Consider the following 21446-nt stretch of genomic DNA (forward strand, 5'->3'; position numbering starts at 1 on the left):
GCTTCCCCACAAAGATTGTTCGGCGGCGTCCTACTCTCCCACAGGGTCCCCCCTGCAGTACCATCGGCGCTGAAAGGCTTAGCTTCCGGGTTCGGAATGTAACCGGGCGTTTCCCTAACGCAATGACCACCGAAACACTATGAAGATGTCCGAACTACCAGCCGGCAACCCCGCAACAGGGGTCGGGCGAGTTCGTTACTTCAGAACTAACACAGTGGACGCGAGCAACTGAGGACAAGCCCTCGGCCTATTAGTACCGGTCAACTCCACCCCTTACAGGGCTTCCATATCCGGCCTATCAACCCAGTCGTCTACTGGGAGCCTTACCCTCTCAAGGAGGTGGGAGTCCTCATCTCGAAGCAGGCTTCCCGCTTAGATGCTTTCAGCGGTTATCCTTTCCGAACGTAGCCAACCAGCCATGCCCTTGGCAGGACAACTGGCACACCAGAGGTTCGTCCGTCCCGGTCCTCTCGTACTAGGGACAGCCCTTCTCAAGACTCCTACGCGCACAGCGGATAGGGACCGAACTGTCTCACGACGTTCTAAACCCAGCTCGCGTACCGCTTTAATGGGCGAACAGCCCAACCCTTGGGACCGACTCCAGCCCCAGGATGCGACGAGCCGACATCGAGGTGCCAAACCATCCCGTCGATATGGACTCTTGGGGAAGATCAGCCTGTTATCCCCGGGGTACCTTTTATCCGTTGAGCGACGGCGCTTCCACAAGCCACCGCCGGATCACTAGTCCCGACTTTCGTCCCTGCTCGACCCGTCGGTCTCACAGTCAAGCTCCCTTGTGCACTTACACTCAACACCTGATTGCCAACCAGGCTGAGGGAACCTTTGGGCGCCTCCGTTACCCTTTGGGAGGCAACCGCCCCAGTTAAACTACCCATCAGACACTGTCCCTGATCCGGATCACGGACCCAGGTTAGACATCCAGCACGACCAGAGTGGTATTTCAACGACGACTCCACCTGAACTGGCGTCCAAGCTTCACAGTCTCCCACCTATCCTACACAAGCCGAACCGAACACCAATATCAAACTGTAGTAAAGGTCCCGGGGTCTTTCCGTCCTGCTGCGCGAAACGAGCATCTTTACTCGTAGTGCAATTTCACCGGGCCTATGGTTGAGACAGTCGAGAAGTCGTTACGCCATTCGTGCAGGTCGGAACTTACCCGACAAGGAATTTCGCTACCTTAGGATGGTTATAGTTACCACCGCCGTTTACTGGCGCTTAAGTTCTCAGCTTCGCCCCACCGAAATGGAGCTAACCGGTCCCCTTAACGTTCCAGCACCGGGCAGGCGTCAGTCCGTATACATCGCCTTACGGCTTCGCACGGACCTGTGTTTTTAGTAAACAGTCGCTTCTCGCTGGTCTCTGCGGCCACCCCCAGCTCAAGCAGCAAGTGCTATCACCAGGAATGGCCCCCCTTCTCCCGAAGTTACGGGGGCATTTTGCCGAGTTCCTTAACCATAGTTCACCCGAACGCCTCGGTATTCTCTACCTGACCACCTGAGTCGGTTTAGGGTACGGGCCGCCATGAAACTCGCTAGAGGCTTTTCTCGACAGCATAGGATCATCCACTTCACCACAATCGGCTCGGCATCAGGTCTCAGCCTCAATGTGTGACGGATTTGCCTATCACACGGCCTACACCCTTACCCCGGGACAACCACCGCCCGGGCTGGACTACCTTCCTGCGTCACCCCATCGCTTACCTACTACAAGTCTGGTTCGTCGGCTCCACCACTCCGACCTCGTCCGAAGACTCAGCCGGCGGCTTCACGGACTTAGCATCGCCTGATTCGATATTGGGCGTTTCAAAGCGGGTACCGGAATATCAACCGGTTGTCCATCGACTACGCCTGTCGGCCTCGCCTTAGGTCCCGACTTACCCTGGGCAGATCAGCTTGACCCAGGAACCCTTAGTCAATCGGCGCACACGTTTCTCACGTGTGTATCGCTACTCATGCCTGCATTCTCACTCGTGAACCGTCCACAACTCGCTTCCGCGGCTGCTTCACCCGGCACACGACGCTCCCCTACCCATCCCAGCGGGCGTTGGCCCTCATGCTGGAATGACACGACTTCGGCGGTACGCTTGAGCCCCGCTACATTGTCGGCGCGGAATCACTTGACCAGTGAGCTATTACGCACTCTTTCAAGGGTGGCTGCTTCTAAGCCAACCTCCTGGTTGTCTCTGCGACTCCACATCCTTTCCCACTTAGCGTACGCTTAGGGGCCTTAGTCGATGCTCTGGGCTGTTTCCCTCTCGACCATGGAGCTTATCCCCCACAGTCTCACTGCCGCGCTCTCACTTACCGGCATTCGGAGTTTGGCTAAGGTCAGTAACCCGGTAGGGCCCATCGCCTATCCAGTGCTCTACCTCCGGCAAGAAACACACGACGCTGCACCTAAATGCATTTCGGGGAGAACCAGCTATCACGGAGTTTGATTGGCCTTTCACCCCTAACCACAGGTCATCCCCCAGGTTTTCAACCCTGGTGGGTTCGGTCCTCCACGAAGTCTTACCTCCGCTTCAACCTGCCCATGGCTAGATCACTCCGCTTCGGGTCTAGAGCGTGCAACTCAAACGCCCTGTTCGGACTCGCTTTCGCTACGGCTTCCCCACACGGGTTAACCTCGCTACACACCGCTAACTCGCAGGCTCATTCTTCAAAAGGCACGCAGTCACGACTGACAGCACAAGTGCTGCCAGCGACGCTCCCACGGCTTGTAGGCACACGGTTTCAGGTACTATTTCACTCCGCTCCCGCGGTACTTTTCACCATTCCCTCACGGTACTATCCGCTATCGGTCACCAGGGAATATTTAGGCTTAACGGGTGGTCCCGCCAGATTCACACGGGATTTCTCGGGCCCCGTGCTACTTGGGTGTCTCTCAAACGAGCCGTATGAATTTCAGCTACGGGGGTCTTACCCTCTACGCCGGACCTTTCGCATGTCCTTCGCCTACCCATACGGTTTCTGACTCGTCGACCAGCCGGCAGACTGATCAAGAGAGATCCCACAACCCCGTATGCGCAACCCCTGCCGGGTATCACACGCATACGGTTTGGCCTCATCCGGTTTCGCTCGCCACTACTCCCGGAATCACGGTTGTTTTCTCTTCCTGAGGGTACTGAGATGTTTCACTTCCCCTCGTTCCCTCCACACTGCCTATGTGTTCAGCAGCGGGTGACAGCCCATGACGACTGCCGGGTTTCCCCATTCGGAAACCCCCGGATCAAAGCCTGGTTGACGACTCCCCGGGGACTATCGTGGCCTCCCACGTCCTTCATCGGTTCCTGGTGCCAAGGCATCCACCGTGCGCCCTTAAAAACTTGGCCACAGATGCTCGCGTCCACTGTGTAGTTCTCAAGCAACGACCAGCCACCCACCACCCCGCCGCAACCGCGACGAGTTCACTGGGGCCGGCATCCCGAAGGACGAGCAACGCTCGCACCCTCAGACACCCAACAGTGTGCCCGGCAGAATCTCCCACCAGCCGCCTCGTTCCACGCTCCGAAGAGCAGTACTGGAAGCAGCAGGCGAGCAAGTCCCTGCCGAATAATCAACGTTCCACCCATGAGCAACCGTGCGAGTCATTCGCTCGCAGTCGGCCATGTGCTCCTTAGAAAGGAGGTGATCCAGCCGCACCTTCCGGTACGGCTACCTTGTTACGACTTCGTCCCAATCGCCAGTCCCACCTTCGACAGCTCCCTCCCACAAGGGGTTGGGCCACCGGCTTCGGGTGTTACCGACTTTCGTGACGTGACGGGCGGTGTGTACAAGGCCCGGGAACGTATTCACCGCAGCAATGCTGATCTGCGATTACTAGCAACTCCGACTTCATGGGGTCGAGTTGCAGACCCCAATCCGAACTGAGACCGGCTTTTTGAGATTCGCTCCGCCTCGCGGCTTCGCAGCTCTTTGTACCGGCCATTGTAGCACGTGTGCAGCCCAAGACATAAGGGGCATGATGACTTGACGTCGTCCCCACCTTCCTCCGAGTTGACCCCGGCAGTCTCCTGTGAGTCCCCATCACCCCGAAGGGCATGCTGGCAACACAGAACAAGGGTTGCGCTCGTTGCGGGACTTAACCCAACATCTCACGACACGAGCTGACGACAGCCATGCACCACCTGTATACCGACCACAAGGGGGGCACCATCTCTGATGCTTTCCGGTATATGTCAAGCCTTGGTAAGGTTCTTCGCGTTGCGTCGAATTAAGCCACATGCTCCGCTGCTTGTGCGGGCCCCCGTCAATTCCTTTGAGTTTTAGCCTTGCGGCCGTACTCCCCAGGCGGGGAACTTAATGCGTTAGCTGCGGCACCGACGACGTGGAATGTCGCCAACACCTAGTTCCCAACGTTTACGGCGTGGACTACCAGGGTATCTAATCCTGTTCGCTCCCCACGCTTTCGCTCCTCAGCGTCAGTAATGGCCCAGAGATCCGCCTTCGCCACCGGTGTTCCTCCTGATATCTGCGCATTTCACCGCTACACCAGGAATTCCGATCTCCCCTACCACACTCTAGCCTGCCCGTATCGAATGCAGACCCGGGGTTAAGCCCCGGGCTTTCACATCCGACGCGACAAGCCGCCTACGAGCTCTTTACGCCCAATAATTCCGGACAACGCTTGCGCCCTACGTATTACCGCGGCTGCTGGCACGTAGTTAGCCGGCGCTTCTTCTGCAGGTACCGTCACTTTCGCTTCTTCCCTGCTGAAAGAGGTTTACAACCCGAAGGCCGTCATCCCTCACGCGGCGTCGCTGCATCAGGCTTTCGCCCATTGTGCAATATTCCCCACTGCTGCCTCCCGTAGGAGTCTGGGCCGTGTCTCAGTCCCAGTGTGGCCGGTCGCCCTCTCAGGCCGGCTACCCGTCGTCGCCTTGGTAGGCCATCACCCCACCAACAAGCTGATAGGCCGCGGGCTCATCCTTCACCGCCGGAGCTTTCAACCGCAGACCATGCGATCCGCAGTGTTATCCGGTATTAGACCCCGTTTCCAGGGCTTGTCCCAGAGTGAAGGGCAGATTGCCCACGTGTTACTCACCCGTTCGCCACTAATCCCCTCCCGAAGGAGGTTCATCGTTCGACTTGCATGTGTTAAGCACGCCGCCAGCGTTCGTCCTGAGCCAGGATCAAACTCTCCATGAATGTTTACCCGTGATCGGGTGCACATCCGAAGAGCGGAACAACCGGTCGGAATAGGACCGGTCGTTCACAGCGTCCTCGCTGTGATTGCCGCCCCGCAAGCGGGACGGACTTTTTCAAAGGAACCTCGACCATCCGAAGATGGACGGGGTATCAACATATCTGGCGTTGATTTTTGGCACACTGTTGAGTTCTCAAGGAACGGACGCTTCCTTTGTACTCACCCCAGATTCCTCTGAGGCTTTCCTCCGGGCGCTTCCCTTCGGTCTTGCGCTTCCGACTCTATCAGATCTTTTCGATCCGATTTCCTCGGTGCTTTCCGGCCTTTCGGCCTTCCGGCGGTTCCGACTCTATCAGACTCTTTCGGGCCTGACTCCCAGTCAGCGGGAGTTGTCTTTCCGGCTGTTGGGCCGTTCCGACGCTCAAACTCTAGCGGATTTCCCCGGCGGCTCATAATCGAGCTTTCGAAATGAATTTCGGCATGCCGAAATTCTTCCCGGCCGGGAGATCGTGCTGAGTTTGGTTGCCGCGTTCGCGGCGGGGATGGCTGTCGAAGAACCGTTCCGGCTCTGTGACAACTCGAAGTACCTTACGGATCGGGAGGGGCAGTGTCAACCTCCCCTGGTCACCGGTTCAGTCCAGGTCGGTGAGGCGTCCGCCGGCGTCCGGCTGATCGTGCTCGACGCGGCGCAGTACGCGGATGAGCAGCTCGCCGAGGAGTGACCGCTCGTCGCCCGAGAGGTCCTGAAGCAGGTCCTCCTCGAAGTTCGTCGCCATGCGCATCGCCTCGAGCCACTTGGTGCGGCCTTCGTCCGTCAGCTCAACGATCACCCTCACCCGGTTGCTCTCGTCGCGGTCGCGGGTGACGAGGCCTTCGCCGGCCATGCGGTCGATGCGGTGCGTCATGGCGGCAGGTGTGAGGCCGAGGCGCTTGGCGAGTTCACCGGGGCCCATTCGATAGGGAGCACCGGAGAGCACCAGGGTCTTCAGCACCTCCCACTCGGTGTTGCTGATGCCGAGGTCGGCGACCTGACGCCCGTACGCGACGTTCATGCGGCGGTTGAGCCGGCCGAGGGCCGAGACCACCTTCTCGACCTGGGGATCGAGGTCGCCGAATTCTCGCTGGTAGGCGGCGATCTGCTCGTCGAGGCTCGGCTCGTGCGGGCCGGAGGTCATGGAGGCCTCGGGGGTCTCGGTAGGCATGCGCCGAAGTATGACACGGCACTCATTGGCATTGAAGTCCTTCTCTGTGTACTCTTCAATATCGAACTTTAGTTTTGAAGTCTTCAGGTCTCAGTCCTCTGGTCGCCACTCCCGTGACCTCGCGGGCCGCGGCCTCCGATCTTGAAGTAGGTGAGTGTGACCAAGGCGAAGGGTGCAGCGATGCGCCGGATCCAGACGGGGAACGCGCTGAGCGCGTTCGGGCTCGGCTTCACCGTTCCCTATCTCTACGTCTATGTGGCGCAGGTGCGGGAGCTGGGCGCGGGCACGGCGGGTGCCGTGCTCGCCGTTTTCGCGATGGCCGCGCTCGTCGCGCTCCCCTTCACCGGCCGGATCATCGACCGGCGCGGGCCGCTGCCCGTCCTGGTGGCCGCCGCTCTGCTCGCGTCGGCCGGCGCGGCGGGGATGGGCGTCTCCGGCAGCGTCCCGGCCGTCGTCCTGTCCGCCGCGGTCCTCGGGGCCGGTACGGCGGTGATGCAGCCGGCGCTGGCCACGCTGATCGTCTGGTGCTCGGAGACGGCGACCCGTACCCGCGCCTTCGCCACACAGTTCTTCCTGCAGAACCTGGGGCTCGGCATCGGCGGCCTGATCGGCGGGCACCTCGTCGACGAGAGCCGGCCAGCGAGCTTCACCCTCTTGTTCGGCATCGAGGCCGTGATGTTCCTGGTGCTCGGCGGGATCGCCCTGACCGTGCGGCTCCCGCACTCACCCGCACTCTCCGGCCCCCGGCCCGCGGACACGGAGTCGGCCGCCAAGGGCGGGCTGCGGGTGCTGCTCGGACACCGGGCCATGGTGCAGCTGCTGGTCCTGGGCTTCGTCCTCTTTTTCGCCTGCTACGGCCAGTTCGAGTCGGGCCTCGCCGCGTACGGCACGGAGGCCGCCGGTATCCAGCCCTCGACCCTCGGGACGGCACTGGCCGCCAACACCGCGGTCATCGTGCTCGCCCAGTTCCTGGTGCTGAAGTTCGTGGAGCACCGCCGGCGCAGCCGTGTCATCGCCTCGGTCGGGCTCATCTGGGCCGTGGCGTGGCTGACGGCGGGCTACGCGGGGCTCGGGCACGGCAGCCAGGCCATGGCGACCGCCGCGTTCATCTCCACGTACGCCCTCTTCGGCCTCGGTGAGGCGATGCTGTCGCCGACCGTGGCTCCGCTCGTCGCGGACCTGGCGCCGGAAGCCATGGTCGGGCAGTACAACTCCGCCTTCGCGCTGGTGAAGCAGCTCGCGCTGGCGGTCGGCCCGGCCGTGGGCGGGCCGATGGGCGCCGCGCTGCACGGCCCGTACATCGTGACCTTCGTGCTGTTCTCGCTCCTGATCACGGTGCTGGCGCTGCGGCTCGGCAAGCGGCTCACGCCAGTGCAGGACCGCCCGTCGCTCGCCGCGAAGAGCCGCGTGGTGGCGGTGCACAAGCCTGAGGACGCCGTCGCCCCGGCCGTCTGAGGCGGGGGCCGGGCGTCAGCGGGCGGCCGGTTCCCCCGGCCCGCGAGCCGCCAGGGCAGTGTCGCGTCGGGGCAGGGCGAATTCGCACCAGACGGCTTTGCCGCCGCCGGGTGTGCGGCGGCTTCCCCAGGACGAGGCGATCGTCGCGATGATGGAGATCCCGCGGCCCGCCTCGTCCTCCGTCTCCGCACGGCGGCGGCGCGGCAGATGCTCGTCGCCGTCCGTCACCTCGACGATCAGCCGCCGGTCGGTGCGGCGGAGCCGCAGACGCATGGGCGGCGTGCCGTGCTGGAGCGAGTTGGCGACCAGTTCGCTCACGGCGAGGACACCGAGGTCGTGCAGCTCGGGGGAGAAGCGCCAGGAGGCGAGCACCCCTGACGCGAAGGCCCGGGCACGTGGCGCCGCCTCGATCCCTCCCAGCAGGTCGAGAGCCGCGTTGTGGAACAGCTCGGCGTCCGCCCCCTGGCGCGTCGGATGCTGGAGCACAAGCACGGCGACGTCGTCGTCGTGCTCCGCGGTCACGCCGAGGGCCCGGATCAGCCGGTCGCACACCACCTGCGGGCTGCCCGTCGCCCCGGCCAGCGCACGCTCCAGCGCGGCGACCCCTTCGTCGATGTCCTCGCCCCGGCGCTCCACCAGACCGTCCGTGTAGAGGACGGCGGTGGAGCCGGGCGGCAGGTCGATGGCCCCGGAGGTGTGCAGCCAGCCGCCGGTACCGAGCGGCGGGCCGGTCGGTTCCGCCGCTGTGTGGACCGTGCCGTCCGCGTCGCGCACCAGGATCGGCAGATGGCCGGCGGAGGCGTAGACGAGCCTGCCCTCGTTCGGGTCGTGGACCGCGTAGACGCACGTGGCGATCTGGCTGGGGTCGATCTCGGCGGCCAGCCCGTCCAGCAGCTGGAGAACCTCGTGCGGCGGGAGGTCCAGGCGGGCGTAGGCACGCACGGCGGTGCGCAGTTGGCCCATGACGGCGGCGGCCCGCACACCGCGGCCCATGACGTCGCCGATGACCAGAGCCGTACGGCCCGCGCCGAGCGTGATCACGTCGTACCAGTCGCCGCCGACCGCGGCGTCCGTGCCGCCGGGCTGGTAGGTGGCGGCGAAACGCAGGTCGTCGGGCTGCTCCAGTTCCTGAGGCAGCAGCGAACGCTGCAGTGTCACGGCCGTCTCGCGGTGACGGCGCTCGCTGGCACGCAGCCGCTCCGCGGCGTCCGCGTGGTCGGTGACGTCGGCGGCGAAGACCAGGACGCCCGCGGTCTCGCCGCTACCGTCGACCCGCTCGGCGGGCAGGCAGGTCACCGTGTACGAACCCTCCCCGCGCCGGTCCTTACCCCCGCAGCTCTGGATCCGGCGGGATTTGACCGTCCGCGGCTTGCCGCTGCGCAGCACCTGGTCCATCAGCGGCAGCAGACCCAGCTCGGTGAGCTCGGGGCAGACGTCGGCGGCGGGGACGCCGGCCGGCCGGGAGCCGAAAGCGGCTGCGTAGGCGTCGTTGACGTACACGACGCGGTGGTCCGGGCCGTGGACGAGCGCGACCAGGGCGGGCAGACGGCCGAGAATCTCCGGTACGGAGAAGTCCTCCAGCGCGGGGACGTCGGGCGGGGGCTCCGGCTGGCCGTACTCGCCGCGTGCCGCGGGCACGGAGCCCTCGGACCGCTTCGCCGGGGAGAGCCCTTGGTCGGTCCCCCGCGCCGCGGCGCGACGCTGCGTACCGGGGAGCCTGGCGCTCCAACGCGTGAAGTTCACTGACTTTCTAGCCTCAATGGGTTGTCGCGAAGGGTCACTCTGTGCAGGTGTGAGCCCACCTATGGTCACACGTCCAGTGTGGCCGACCGGACTGACAGTCCTCTTTCCGCAAGGTGCCGAACAGCCGTCAAGTCCCCTTGGGATCGTCGGTCGATCCGTCCGGTGACCCGTCGGCCGACTGCTCCTCGGGTTCTTCCCCGGGGCGTGCGGACTGCCGGCCCTGGGAGCCGTTCGCGGGTCGCCCGCCACCCGCCGCGAGTTCGAATTCGGCACGCGGGTGTTCCAGCGACCCGAGGGAGACGATCTCACGCTTGAAGAGACCTGAGAGGGTCCATTCGGCCAACACCCGTGCCTTGCGGTTGAAGGTGGGGACCCGGCTGAGGTGGTAGATGCGGTGCATCAACCACGCCGGATACCCCTTCAGCTTGCGGCCGTAGACGTGCGCGACACCCTGGTGCAGACCGAGGGACGCGACCGAGCCGGCGTACTTGTGCACGTATTCCTGCATCGGCGTGCCGCGCAGCGAGGCGACGATGTTCTCGGCGAGCACCTTGGTCTGGCGGACGGCGTGCTGCGCGTTCGGCGCGCACTCCGCGCCGGGGCTGCCGGCGGCCAGGTCGGGGACCGCCGCCGCGTCACCGGCGGCCCAGGCGTGGTCGACGCCCTCGACGGCGAGCCGGGCGTCGCACTTGAGCCGCCCGCGCTCGTTGAGAGGCAGGTCGGTGGCGGCGAGGACCGGGGCGGGTTTGACGCCCGCCGTCCACACGAGGGTCCGGGTGGGGAAGCGGGAGCCGTCGCTCAGCACGGCGACGCGGTCCTCGCAGGAGTCGAGGCGCGTCTCGAGACGTACGTCGATGTTGCGGGCGCGCAGCTCACGTACGGCGTACCGGCCCATCTGCTCGCCGACTTCGGGAAGGATGCGGCCCTGTGCCTCGACCAGGATCCACTTCAGGTCCTCCGGCTTGATGTTGTGGTAGTAGCGGGAGGTGTAGCGGGCCATGTCCTCGAGTTCGGCGAGGGCTTCGACTCCCGCGTAGCCGCCGCCGACGAAGACGAAGGTGAGCGCGGCGTCGCGGATGGCGGGGTCGCGGGTGGACGAGGCGATGTCCATCTGCTCGATCACGTGGTTGCGCAGGCCGATCGCCTCCTCGACCGTCTTGAAACCGATGCCGAAGTCGGCGAGACCGGGGACGGGAAGGGTGCGTGAGATGGATCCGGGAGCGATGACGAGCTCGTCGTAGGTGATCTCGACGGGCCCGGCGCCCTCCTCCTCGGTCGCGAGCGTGGCGACGGTCGCGGTGCGTTTGGCGTGGTCGACGGACTTCGCCTCACCGATGACGATCGTGCATCTGTCGAGGACGCGGCGGAGGGGGACCACCACATGGCGCGGGGAGATGGAGCCGGCCGCGGCCTCCGGGAGGAACGGCTGATACGTCATATAAGGGTCGGGGGTGACCACGGTGATGTCGACGTCGCCGCGCGCGAGCTCGGGCTTCAGCTTCCGCTGCAGGCGCAGCGCGGTGTACATCCCGACGTAACCGCCGCCGACGACGAGAACGCGCGTGCGCGGCGGGGTGCCGGGGGTCGTGCCCCGGTTGTTTGCAGCCTTCACCATCCCATGAGGCAACGACCTCAGGAGTTTGTCCACAGGCCCGGCAAATTGTGTGACCGGAAGGCAACTGCCGCCCGATCGGTGGCCGGCGCCGGGCAAAAAGGAAGCAACGCAGGTCAGACGTGGCGGACGGGTCGGCGACCGGGGGCGTAATGGGGAGCCTTCCGGCCCTTGCTCCGATCGGGGGGCGCTCCGTGCGGAAGTACCCCCTTCTGAATTGACTCGGGCTCAACTATGTTCGTACCCGGTCGGGGTGTCGGGTCACGACATGCCCGGCGGCCAAGCGGGGAGGTCTCCGGGGGGAGACGACATGACCGGGGGAACGCTCATGCATATTCAGGATTCTCATTGGCAGACGGCTGTCGCGCCGACTTCGACGGCGGACAGTCATGGGAACGGACGAGGCCCGGGCGGAGCGGGTCGCTCGGCTCCGCTGCGGGTGGACGCGCAGCGCAATCTCGAACATGTGCTGCGTGCGGCGCGCGAAGTGTTCGGCGAGCTGGGGTACGGGGCGCCGATGGAGGACGTGGCCCGGCGGGCCAGGGTCGGCGTCGGCACGGTGTATCGCCGCTTTCCGAGCAAGGACGTGCTGGTGCGCCGCATAGCCGAGGAGGAGACCTCCCGGCTGACGGAGCAGGCGCGTACGGCTCTCGGGCAGGAGGAGGAGCCGTGGTCGGCGCTCGCCCGTTTCCTGCGCACCTCGGTGGCATCCGGTGCGGGGCGGCTGCTGCCGCCCCAGGTGCTGCGGGTGGGTGTGGACGGCGAGGAGTCGACGGTCGTCGCGGGCGGCGCGGATGCGCTGGACGAAGCATGCGTGCCGGAGCAGCGGCCGACGGCACAGCCGGGGCTGCGCGTGGTCGCTCCCCGGCCGGTTCCGGCCGCGGAGCTGGACGACGCGGGTGCGGCGGATCTGCTGGAGGTCGTGGGCCGGCTCGTGGAGCGGGCCCGGGCGGCGGGTGAGCTGCGGGGCGATGTGACCGTGGCCGATGTGCTGCTGGTGATAGCCACGGCCGCTCCGTCGCTGCCGGACGCGGCACAGCAGGAGGCCGCCTCGGCCCGGCTGCTGGACATTCTGCTGGAGGGTCTGCGGCCGCGTTCGGCGTGACTCCGAACGCCCGGTGACGTCCACGGACCGTGTCAGTACGGCTGATCGAGCGACCCTCCAACGGGTGGCGCCGAGGGCGCGGTTCTGGGGAAGTCACCCCTGATGAGTGGTGGGCCGCGGAAGGGTTCGGCACACGGCGGCTCTGTGGCACGCTTGCCCGGTGTTCGGGTCTGCAGGTGCTTACGGGGGCTTCCGCGATGAGCGGTGACGGGCAGGGCGAGTCGCTCGGCGGTGCGGCCGGGCCGGGGTCGGACGACCCTTCCGCGTCCCAGGTACCGAGCCAGGGAGGCCCGGGCGGTTCGGGCGCTCCGGGCGCTCCGGGCGGTTCGGACGCGGATTCGGGCGTCCCGTGGTCGGCGTCCGCGGAGCGCGCCGGGTCCCAGGAGCGGTACGCCGTGCCCCAGCAGCGGGAGCCGGGCGCCGGCCACGACTCGGTGCTGCCGCCGCCCCGCGAACTGCCGCCGTCGGACGCCGACCTCCTCCAGCACATGCGGCACGGCGACGACAGCGCGTACGAGGAACTGTTCCAGCGCCGCTCGGATGCCGTCCGGCGGTACGCCCGCACCTGCTGCCGGGACGCCGACACCGCCGACGACCTGACGGCGGAGGTGTTCGCCCGCACACTCCAGGCGGTACGCAACGGCGCCGGCCCCGAGCATGCCGTACGGGCCTACCTGCTCACCACGGTCCGCCGCGTCGCCGCGACGTGGATGAAGTCCGCGAAGCGCGAGCAACTGGTCGACGACTTCGCGGTCTTCGCCGCTGAGGCTGCCCGCACCGCGGACGCCTCCGGCGAGGACACCCTCGAGCTGGGCGCGGACGTGCGGGCGATGCACGAAGCGGAGCAGTCGCTCGCCATGCAGGCGTTCCGGTCGCTCCCGGAACGCTGGCAGGCGGTGCTGTGGCACACCACGGTCGAGGAGGAGTCCCCGAGCGAGGTCGCGCCTCTCTTCGGGCTCACCGCCAACGCGACCGCGGTACTGGCGAGCCGCGCCCGCGAAGGGCTCAAGCAGGCGTATCTCCAAACCCATGTGAGCACCTCGCTCACCACGGGCGGCGACTGCGCGCGCCATGCGGACCGGCTGGGTTCCTACGCCCGCGGCGGCCTGCGGCTGCGGGCGGAGCGCAGGCTGCGCAAGCACCTGGACGAGTGCGCCAAGTGCCGGCTCGCCGCCGGTGAACTGGCACACGTCAACGCCGGTATCCCGGCACTGCTGCCGATCGCGGTGATCGGCTGGTTCGCGGCTGGGTACTCCCTCAAGGCCGCGGGCGTCGTGGCCGGCGGGGCGGCGGGGGCGGCCGGGGCCGGGGCTGCTGCGGCGGCCACCGGTGGCGCGGCGGCCGAGGGGCTGGGGGCGCCTGCGAAGGCCGGCCTCGCGGGAGCCGTCGCCGTCGCGGTGACCACGGGTCTCGTCTGGGCCCTCGCCGGTGAGCCCGCCCCGGCTCCCGAGCCGGTCGCCAAGCCGCCTGTGGCCGAGCCCGTCGTGCCGACGCCGCCGCCCGCGCCCGAGCCGCCGCCGCCCGCGCCCGAGCCGCCGCCGCCCCCGCCCGAGCCGCCGCCGCCCCCGCCCGTGCCGGAGCCCCCCGTGGTGCGCACGGTGGCGAAGCCACCACCGCCACCGCCGCCGACCCCCGCACCGCCGAAACCGAAGCCGTCCCCGACGCCGACCCCGACCCCGACTCCCACACCGCCTCCTCCTCCGCCGCCACCGGCCCCCGAGGTCTACCAGGTGAACCGCCTGCAGTACGGGAACTTCGGTGACGGGACGGGCCCGGAGTTGCGCCTGGGCGAGAGCGGCTGGGTCTGGCAGCGGTCGGGCATGTCGATCGGCGGCAAGCAGTACTCCCACGGCGTCACCGCGCACGCCAAGTCGTCCATCACGATCGACCTCAACCGCCGGTGCACCACGTACGACGCCGTCGCCGGCATCGACGACATGACACGCGCGATGCGGCAGACCGCGGTGCGCTTCTCGGTGTACGGCGACGGGACGCGGCTGTGGCGCTCCCCGTTGGTCCGCAGCGGGGAACCGGCCGTGCCCGTCCATGTGCCGCTCTCCGGCGTACGCACCATCCGCCTGGTGGCGGAGCCGCAGACAGCACGGGACCACGTGGCGCTGGCGGACTGGGCGGAGTCGCGCATCAGCTGCACGTAGCCGTTACCGGGGTGGCGGCCGCTGCGCGGAGCGTTTCCCCTACCCGCCCTACGACTGCAGCGTCGGCCGGCGCGGCACGCCGCCCGCCACCGCACGCTGTCTCGGCGCCGCCGTGCCCGTCCAGCACGTGCCGCGGCGCGAGAGCAGGCGCCGGAGCCACAGCTCCGTGGAGATCAGGTCCGCGAGTCCGTCCAACGGCACGGGCTCTCCCTCGGACGCCGCGCGCAACGCCTTGCGGACGACGCGGGCCTCGACCAGGCCCGCGTCCGCGAGCAACGGCGCCTCGAACAGGGCCAGCAGGTTCGGCAGCGCGGCCCGCAGCCCCGCCCGGGCGGCAGCCGCGGACGACGCGTGGGTGGGGGAGCCCCAGCCGGACGGCAGGTCGTGGATGCCCGCGCCGGCGAGGACCGTGCGCAGGACCGCCGCCCGCGCGCCCGGCTGGACGCGCAGCGACTCCGGCAGGTCGCGGCAGGCCCGTACGACCTGGTTGTCGAGGAACGGCGCGTGCAGCCGCTGGCTGCGGATCTCGGCGGCCTGTTCCAGGATCCGGTGGTCGAAGGCGTGGCGGGCGAGCGCCGCCCGCGCCCGGGCCTCGCCCGGCCGTTGGACGGAGGTCGGCCTCGTCGCCGCGTCTGTCAGACGAACCGATACTTCAGCGAGCGCCTCCCCGGTCAGCCAGCGTGCCGCGGGCCCCGGCCGGGACCAGGCCAGCGCCGCCAGGGACGCGCCCACGGCGCCGTTGCGCAGCGCCGGCCCCGGGCGGTTGGCGAGGAGCAGGCGGTCGGCGGCCGTCTCGAGGCCGGTGCGGTAGGGCGTACGGGCGAGCCTGCGCGCCGCCCGGTACACCGTCAGCGGTACGAACAGGGCCTGCGGTGAGGGGCGTTCGGACCGGGCGAGCGCGGTCACCGGACGCAGGAGGTGACGTCTGCGCCGGTCCAGCAGCAGGTCCGCCAGGCGCGCCGGGTGCGCGTCGAGGACCTGCCGGGCGCCCGCGCCGGTGAAGTGGTCGGCGCTGCCGGCGGCCAGTCGGCCGCGGTGGCGTTCGGCGGTGACCAGCGACGGCGCGGGTTCGTCCGTCAAGGGACCGGATTCGAGGTTCGCGTACGGCAGCGCTTCCTCGCCGGCGGCGACCACGACATGGTGCAACCGGGGGTTGGCGGCGATGGCCCGGGCCCGTTCCAGTTCCGGTTCGCGCAAATCGCGGCCGCTGGTGGCCAGGTCGTTGAAGGTGACGGCGAGCAGCCGCTCGCCGGCGCCGGTGCCGTGGCCGAGGACGGTGCCGGGCACGCCGGGCAGTCCGGCCGCCAGCAGCGCGAGGGTGCTGGAGGCGCTGCCCCCGGAGAGGTCGGCGCCGATACCGGGAGCCGGCGCGCCGCGCGCGGCACGGCGTTCCGCGGGCCCCATGCCGGGGACGGGCCCCGGGTCGGGCGGCAGGGTCTCCGGCGCGTGCCGGGGCGCGGTCAGCCTGGCCCGTACGGCCTCGACCAGCGCGTCGCGTACGCCGTCGATGGCGCGGGCCGCCTCGACCTGCGGGGCGGCGACCGCGAGCGAGGCGACCGGCTCGTAGCCGGTGATCTCCCGTGAGCCCTCCCGCAGGATCAGCGCGTGACCGGGCGGGATGCGTTTGACCCCGGCGTACGGAGTGGAGTCGCGCAGCGCCTCGGGTGTCTCGGGGCAGGCGAGCAGTGCGGCCAGGTGACCGATGTCGAGCTGGGCCTCGATGAGGTCGGCGAGCGGGAGGGCGGCGGTGGCGTACGCGGTGCCGTTCGCCCAGGGGGTGTAGAAGACGGGCCGCGCGCCCGCGAGGTCGCCGACGACGGTGATACGGCGGCCGACCTGGACGACGACGGTGTAGCTTCCGGCCCATGCGGTCAGATGCCGGAGTGCGCCGCCGCGTGCCGCGAACAGGCCGACGCGCAACTGCTCGTCGCTGGCCGCGCAGCAGCCGAGGACGGCGAGCCGGGTCACGGCGGCATTCTGTGCGCCGGCGGCGTGGGGACCTGCGGGGAAGGAGTGGGGCCGCTGGTGCGGTTCCGCTGTGATGACGCGCACCTCGTCGGGACGCCAGTCGCCGACCGCCCACAGCGGATCGGGGTCACCCCACAGGAGCTGGGCCCCGACGGGATGGACAGTGCGGCCTTCCCCGGACGCGCCGACGGCTCCCACCGTGCCGAAGTTCGCGGCGATACTGCTCCACCCCACCAGCCACCGCATCGCCGCCTCCCCAACATTGCCGAAGCCGTTCGGGAACATGCTGCCACGAAGGAGGCGCGTACGAGGGGCTCCGGGTAGCGCGCGCAAAAAGGGAACGCGCCCCTGGCATTGGCGATTTGCCGATGGTGCGGACGCCGGCCGGCAGACCGCCCGGGGTTCGCAGAAGCCGCAGAAACGGCGGGTCGGACAGGCGACATCAAGCCATTTTTTGAGGGCACCCGCGCGCCCATTTGGCCCCAACACATGGACCGGGAGGCGCAGTTCGCCCCCCGGACCCTGTCCACCGCCCGCGGGGAATTGAGGCGATGGTGTCCCCCAGCCCGCTGGTTCCAGTACGCAGCGGGCCGACCCACGCAGCTCTCATGGAAGCGCTCCCGTCCCTGACCGGCCAGAGCGCACGGACGGGCGCACGGCCACACGGCGGGAGCACGACGACGGACCGGCGTCCGCCCTCGCGGACCACAATCCCGCCATAGGGAAGTTGGCCCCTTAACGGTCGGGATGCGGCGAACTACGCTGGGTTTACTGATGTTCTCCGCAGGCGCGCATACTCCGCAGAGCCCGGCCGCATGGTTGTGCAGCCGGGACCGGTCGGGAACGGGGGGTCGCGAACCGGGAGAACCCAGCACGAATGCCGTGCGCGGGCCGCGCACGGCAGCCGTCTGTGTGTCGAGGGGTGGCGCATGTCCAGGGAGCAACGCGGGCCGAACGAAAAGCTCGGCACGGTTCTCGCCCTCGCGGGAATCAGCAACGCGGGCCTCGCGCGGCGGGTCAACGACCTCGGTGCGCAACGTGGTCTGACCCTCCGGTACGACAAGACGTCGGTGGCCCGGTGGGTGTCGAAGGGCATGGTGCCGCAGGGCGCCGCACCCCATCTCATCGCCGCCGCCATCGGGGCCAAGCTGGGCCGTCCGGTGCCACTGCACGAGATCGGTCTCGCGGACGCCGACCCGGCCCCAGAGGTGGGGCTGGCCTTTCCGCGCGACGTCGGCGAGGCGGTGAAATCGGCCACCGAGCTGTACCGGCTGGATCTTGCGGGCCGCCGGGCCGGCAGCGGGGGGATCTGGCAGTCGCTGGCCGGATCGTTCGCAGTGAGCGCTTACGCGACGCCCGCGTCGCGCTGGCTGATAACCCCGGCCGACCCGTCGGTCGAGCGGCTGCTCGACACTGCGGGCGGCTCCCGTGCACTGCCCGACGCCTCCGCGCCCCTGACATCCCCCGCCGACGTCCCCGACACCCCTGACACAGGCGACACGCCCGCACGCGTGGGCCACAGCGACGTGGCGAAACTGCGGGAGGCGGCGGAGGACGCCCGGCGCTGGGACTCCAAATACGGGGGAGGCGACTGGCGTTCGTCCATGGTCCCCGAATGTCTTCGCGTCGACGCCGCCCCGCTGCTCCTCGGCTCCTACTCGGACGAGGTGGGCCGCGCCCTGTTCGGTGCGACGGCCGAGCTGACCAGACTGGCCGGCTGGATGGCCTTCGACACCGGCCAGCAGGAGGCCGCGCAACGCTACTACATCCAGGCCCTGCGCCTCGCACGCGCCGCCGCGGACGTCCCGCTCGGCGGGTACGTCCTCGCGTCGATGTCGCTCCAGGCGACGTACCGGGGGTTCGCCGACGAGGGCGTCGACCTCGCCCAGGCGGCACTGGAACGCAACCGCGGGCTCGCCACCGCCCGGACCATGAGCTTCTTCCGGCTGGTGGAGGCGCGTGCCCACGCGAAGGCGAACGACGCGGCGGCCGCGGGCGCCGCGCTCCGAGCGGCGGAGGGGTGGCTGGAGCGTTCCCGGGAGGGCGACGGCGACCCGTCGTGGCTGGGCTTCTACTCGTACGACCGCTTCGCGGCCGACGCGGCCGAGTGCTACCGCGACCTGAAGGCACCCCGGCAGGTGCGGCGCTTCACCGAGCAGGCACTGTCACGGCCCACCGAGGAGTACGTACGCTCGCACGGGCTGCGTCTCGTGGTCTCCGCGGTGGCCGAGCTGGAGTCGGGCAACCTGGACGCGGCCTGCGCCGCGGGCACCCGGGCCGTGGAGGTCGCCGGCCGTATCTCTTCCGCGCGGACCACCGAGTACGTACGGGACCTGCTGCACCGGCTGGAGCCGTACGGCGACGAGCCGAGGGTCATGGAGCTGCGGGAGAGGGCCCGCCCGCTCCTGATGGCACCGGCCTGACCCCTGGGGCGACGGCCCGGCTTCGACGGCTGGGCCGCACATGAGAACCGGTTCCGACCGGGCAGGTCCGGACGGCCCGGTCCGACGCCCCGCGGTGTCCGGACCCCGAGCGTGTGCGTCCCGCGTGGACGCTGGTTTAAGCGCGTTGTCGGCGGGCCAGTGCACTATCGGGGTGGGAGGTGACGCGGTGAGGGCGTCCGGGCAGGACTTCGACTGCGACGTGCTGGTGGTCGGCGGTGGCATCGTCGGCCTCTCGACGGCGTACGCACTTGTCCGCACGGCGCCGGGCACGCGGGTGACGGTCCTGGAGAAGGAGCGCGGCCCCGCCAGGCACCAGACCGGGCGCAACAGCGGCGTGATCCACAGCGGGATCTACTACCGGCCCGGCTCGCTGAAGGCGCGGTTCGCGGTCCGCGGCGCCGCCGAGATGGTCAAGTTCTGCGCCGAGTACGGCATCGGCCACGAGGTCACGGGCAAGCTGATCGTCGCGACGGACCGGGACGAGCTCCCACGGCTCCACGCCCTGGTCCAGCGGGGCCGGGAGAACGGCATTCCGGTGCGGGAACTGGGCCCGGCCCAGATCACGGAGTACGAGCCGGAGGTCCGTGGGCTCGCCGCGATCCACGTGGCGACGACCGGCATCTGCGACTACGGGGCGGTGGCCGCGCAGCTCGCCACGGCGTCCGGCGCGGACGTGCGGTACGGCGAGGAGGTCACCGTCGTCGACCGCCGGCCGTGGGGCGTCGCGGTGCGGACGCGGTCGGGCACGATCGTCCGGGCCCGGGCGCTGGTGAACTGCGCCGGACTGCACTGCGACCGGGTGGCACGGCTGGCGGGAGACGACCCCGGGATGCGGATCGTCCCCTTCCGCGGGGAGTACTACGACCTGGCCCGCCCCGGTCTCGTGCGCGGCCTGGTGTATCCGGTGCCCGACCCGGCCTTCCCCTTCCTCGGTGTCCATCTGACCCGCGGCATCGACGGCGGCGTCCACGTCGGTCCGAATGCGGTCCCGGCGCTGGCCCGCGAGGGCTACCACTGGTCGACCGTCCGGCCCCTGGAGCTCGCCGCCACGGTCCGCTGGCCCGGCTCGTGGCACATCGCCCGCAGGCACTGGCGGTACGGGGCCGGCGAAGTGCGCCGGTCGCTCTCGAAGCGTGCCTTCACCACGGCGGCGCGCCGGCTGCTCCCCTCTCTCACGGAGGAGGACCTGCGGCCGGCCCCGGCCGGTGTCCGGGCGCAGGCGGTGTTGCGGGACGGAACGCTCGCCGACGACTTCCTGATCCGCGAGGCCCCGCGGACGGTGCACGTCCTGAACGCACCCTCGCCGGCGGCGACGGCCTCCCTCCCCATCGGCCGCGAGATCGCCCGCCGCGCCCTCGCCTCCCTCTCCGCCTGACCGGCGGCCGGGCGGGCCCCGAAAGTCCTGGCGGACCCGCCCGGCGGCGCGGCTGACCGGCTCCGGCGGGCGGCACGCACCTCCGGCGTCGCGTACCGGGCCCGCCTGCCCGGGCGGCCCACAGGTCGGCGTCGCGTACCCACCCGGCGGCCCGTCCGGCCTCGCGCACCTCCGGCCTCGCGTACCCGGCCCCGCCTTCCCTCCTGTCCGGCCTCGGGTACGTCGCGGCCTCGCGTCGGGCGCCGCGCCCCTCGGCGTCGGCGGGCGCCACAGGGCGGCCACCGCTCGCGCCCCCGGCGCGGGGCGGGCGCCCCGGAGCCGTCACCGCTCGCGCCCTCGTAGAATCGGGAGCACTGTGTCTGAGCCCCGTAACACCACCCCCCACGCCCTCCGCCACCCCATCCGCGCCAAGGGCGAGCCGCGCTTTCCCGGCGGGCCGGCCGCCGACCCGGCCGGATCGCATCACGAGCGTCGTATCCGCAGCTTCCAGCCGCGGCGGAGCCGGGTCACCGCCGGGCAGGGCGATGCGCTGCAGCGGCTGTGGCCGGTGTGGGGCATGGACATCGACGGGCACCGGGTGCTGGACCTCGACGAGATGTTCGGCGGACTGCCGGTCGTCCTGGAGATCGGCTTCGGGATGGGCGAGGCCACCGCACAGATGGCCGCCGACGACCCCGGCACTGGAATCCTCGCGGTCGACGTGCACACCCCCGGCCAGGGCAATCTCCTGGCCCTGGCGGAGCGGAACGGCCTGACCAACATCCGGGTGGCCAACGGCGACGCGATCATCCTGCTGCGGGAGATGCTGCCGCCCCGCTCGCTCGACGGCATACGCGTCTACTTCCCGGACCCGTGGCCCAAGAAGCGGCACCACAAGCGCCGGCTGATCCAGCCGGACTTCCTCACCCTCGCCGCCCAGCGGCTCAAGCCCGGCGCGGTCCTGCACTGCGCGACCGACTGGGAGCCGTACGCCGAGCAGATGCTCGAAGTGCTGTCCGCGCACCCGCACTTCGAGAACACCCGGGACGACGGCGGTTTCGCGCCACGTCCCGCGTTCCGTCCGCTGACCCGCTTCGAGGGCCAGGGCCTCGACAAGGGCCACAAGGTGCACGACCTGCTCTTCCGCCGGGTTCAGCCGCAGGACTGACGGGTGCTCCGGTGCCCGGGATGCGTCTCGCGCCGTCGCCGGTTGTCAGTGCGTCTGGTTAGGGTCGACG

At 69.0% G+C, this 21446-nt stretch carries 10 protein-coding genes and 3 rRNA genes; 6 read left to right on the plus strand and 7 right to left on the minus strand.

Going from position 1 to position 21446, the window contains the following annotated elements; all coding sequences use genetic code 11:
* Nucleotides 1–17 precede the first annotated feature (17 nt).
* From rrf to OGH68_RS17230, 4 genes are all read right to left on the minus strand, one after another.
* Nucleotides 18–134: ribosomal RNA gene (gene rrf, locus OGH68_RS17215) — 5S ribosomal RNA — on the minus strand.
* A gap of 96 nt (nucleotides 135–230) precedes the next feature.
* Nucleotides 231–3355: ribosomal RNA gene (locus OGH68_RS17220) — 23S ribosomal RNA — on the minus strand.
* 288 nt (nucleotides 3356–3643) lie between these two features.
* Nucleotides 3644–5171: ribosomal RNA gene (locus tag OGH68_RS17225) — 16S ribosomal RNA — on the minus strand.
* Together the 16S, 23S and 5S rRNA genes form the textbook arrangement of a ribosomal RNA operon.
* Before the next feature lie 630 nt (nucleotides 5172–5801).
* The gene (locus OGH68_RS17230) at nucleotides 5802–6371 is read right to left on the minus strand and encodes a MarR family winged helix-turn-helix transcriptional regulator (protein ID WP_264245027.1); all 570 of its coding nucleotides are present in this window, start codon (nucleotides 6369–6371) and stop codon (nucleotides 5802–5804) included.
* A gap of 156 nt (nucleotides 6372–6527) precedes the next feature.
* Here OGH68_RS17230 and OGH68_RS17235 point away from each other — a divergent pair, with 156 nt between their 5' ends.
* Entirely contained in the window at nucleotides 6528–7826 is a 1299-nt protein-coding gene (locus OGH68_RS17235; protein WP_264250126.1) for an MFS transporter, read from the plus strand.
* A 15-nt stretch (nucleotides 7827–7841) separates the two neighbouring features.
* Here the strand turns inward: OGH68_RS17235 and OGH68_RS17240 are convergent, their stop codons facing one another.
* Entirely contained in the window at nucleotides 7842–9569 is a 1728-nt protein-coding gene (locus OGH68_RS17240; protein ID WP_264245028.1) for a SpoIIE family protein phosphatase, read from the minus strand.
* Nucleotides 9570–9696: 127 nt separating this feature from the next.
* Nucleotides 9697–11184, minus strand: coding sequence for an NAD(P)/FAD-dependent oxidoreductase (locus tag OGH68_RS17245; RefSeq protein ID WP_264245029.1), 1488 nt, complete (start codon nucleotides 11182–11184; stop codon nucleotides 9697–9699).
* 325 nt (nucleotides 11185–11509) lie between these two features.
* Here OGH68_RS17245 and OGH68_RS17250 point away from each other — a divergent pair, with 325 nt between their 5' ends.
* On the plus strand, nucleotides 11510–12286 hold the full coding sequence (locus OGH68_RS17250; protein ID WP_264250128.1) for a TetR/AcrR family transcriptional regulator: 777 nt from the start codon (nucleotides 11510–11512) through the stop codon (nucleotides 12284–12286).
* A gap of 197 nt (nucleotides 12287–12483) precedes the next feature.
* Nucleotides 12484–14442 carry a sigma-70 family RNA polymerase sigma factor gene (locus OGH68_RS17255; protein WP_264245031.1) on the plus strand — a complete coding sequence of 653 codons (1959 nt, stop codon included), beginning with the start codon at nucleotides 12484–12486 and terminating at the stop codon, nucleotides 14440–14442.
* A 48-nt stretch (nucleotides 14443–14490) separates the two neighbouring features.
* Here OGH68_RS17255 and OGH68_RS17260 read toward each other — a convergent pair whose 3' ends face one another.
* Nucleotides 14491–16656, minus strand: a complete 2166-nt coding sequence (locus OGH68_RS17260; protein WP_264250129.1) for an asparagine synthase-related protein — start codon at nucleotides 16654–16656, stop codon at nucleotides 14491–14493.
* 683 nt (nucleotides 16657–17339) lie between these two features.
* Here OGH68_RS17260 and OGH68_RS17265 point away from each other — a divergent pair.
* From OGH68_RS17265 to trmB, 3 genes are all read left to right on the plus strand, one after another.
* Entirely contained in the window at nucleotides 17340–18833 is a 1494-nt protein-coding gene (locus OGH68_RS17265; RefSeq protein ID WP_264245033.1) for an MFS transporter, read from the plus strand.
* Nucleotides 18834–19020: 187 nt separating this feature from the next.
* Nucleotides 19021–20229 (plus strand): L-2-hydroxyglutarate oxidase, encoded by a 1209-nt coding sequence (gene lhgO, locus OGH68_RS17270; protein WP_264245036.1) that lies wholly within the window; start codon nucleotides 19021–19023, stop codon nucleotides 20227–20229.
* A 355-nt stretch (nucleotides 20230–20584) separates the two neighbouring features.
* The gene (gene trmB / locus OGH68_RS17275) at nucleotides 20585–21376 is read left to right on the plus strand and encodes a tRNA (guanosine(46)-N7)-methyltransferase TrmB (RefSeq protein ID WP_264245038.1); all 792 of its coding nucleotides are present in this window, start codon (nucleotides 20585–20587) and stop codon (nucleotides 21374–21376) included.
* Nucleotides 21377–21446 lie beyond the last annotated feature (70 nt).

It is taken from the genome of Streptomyces peucetius, assembly GCF_025854275.1.
Taxonomy (GTDB): domain Bacteria; phylum Actinomycetota; class Actinomycetes; order Streptomycetales; family Streptomycetaceae; genus Streptomyces; species Streptomyces peucetius_A.

Bases quoted from the DNA above. Each gene is read 5' to 3' on its own strand.
- OGH68_RS17230 (WP_264245027.1), bottom strand. From the start codon at position 6,371: ATGCCTACCGAGACCCCCGAGGCCTCCATGACCTCCGGCCCGCACGAG.
- OGH68_RS17245 (WP_264245029.1), bottom strand. From the start codon at position 11,184: ATGGTGAAGGCTGCAAACAACCGGGGCACGACCCCCGGCACCCCGCCG.
- OGH68_RS17250 (WP_264250128.1), top strand. From the start codon at position 11,510: ATGCATATTCAGGATTCTCATTGGCAGACGGCTGTCGCGCCGACTTCG.
- OGH68_RS17255 (WP_264245031.1), top strand. From the start codon at position 12,484: ATGAGCGGTGACGGGCAGGGCGAGTCGCTCGGCGGTGCGGCCGGGCCG.
- OGH68_RS17260 (WP_264250129.1), bottom strand. From the start codon at position 16,656: ATGCGGTGGCTGGTGGGGTGGAGCAGTATCGCCGCGAACTTCGGCACG.
- OGH68_RS17265 (WP_264245033.1), top strand. From the start codon at position 17,340: ATGTCCAGGGAGCAACGCGGGCCGAACGAAAAGCTCGGCACGGTTCTC.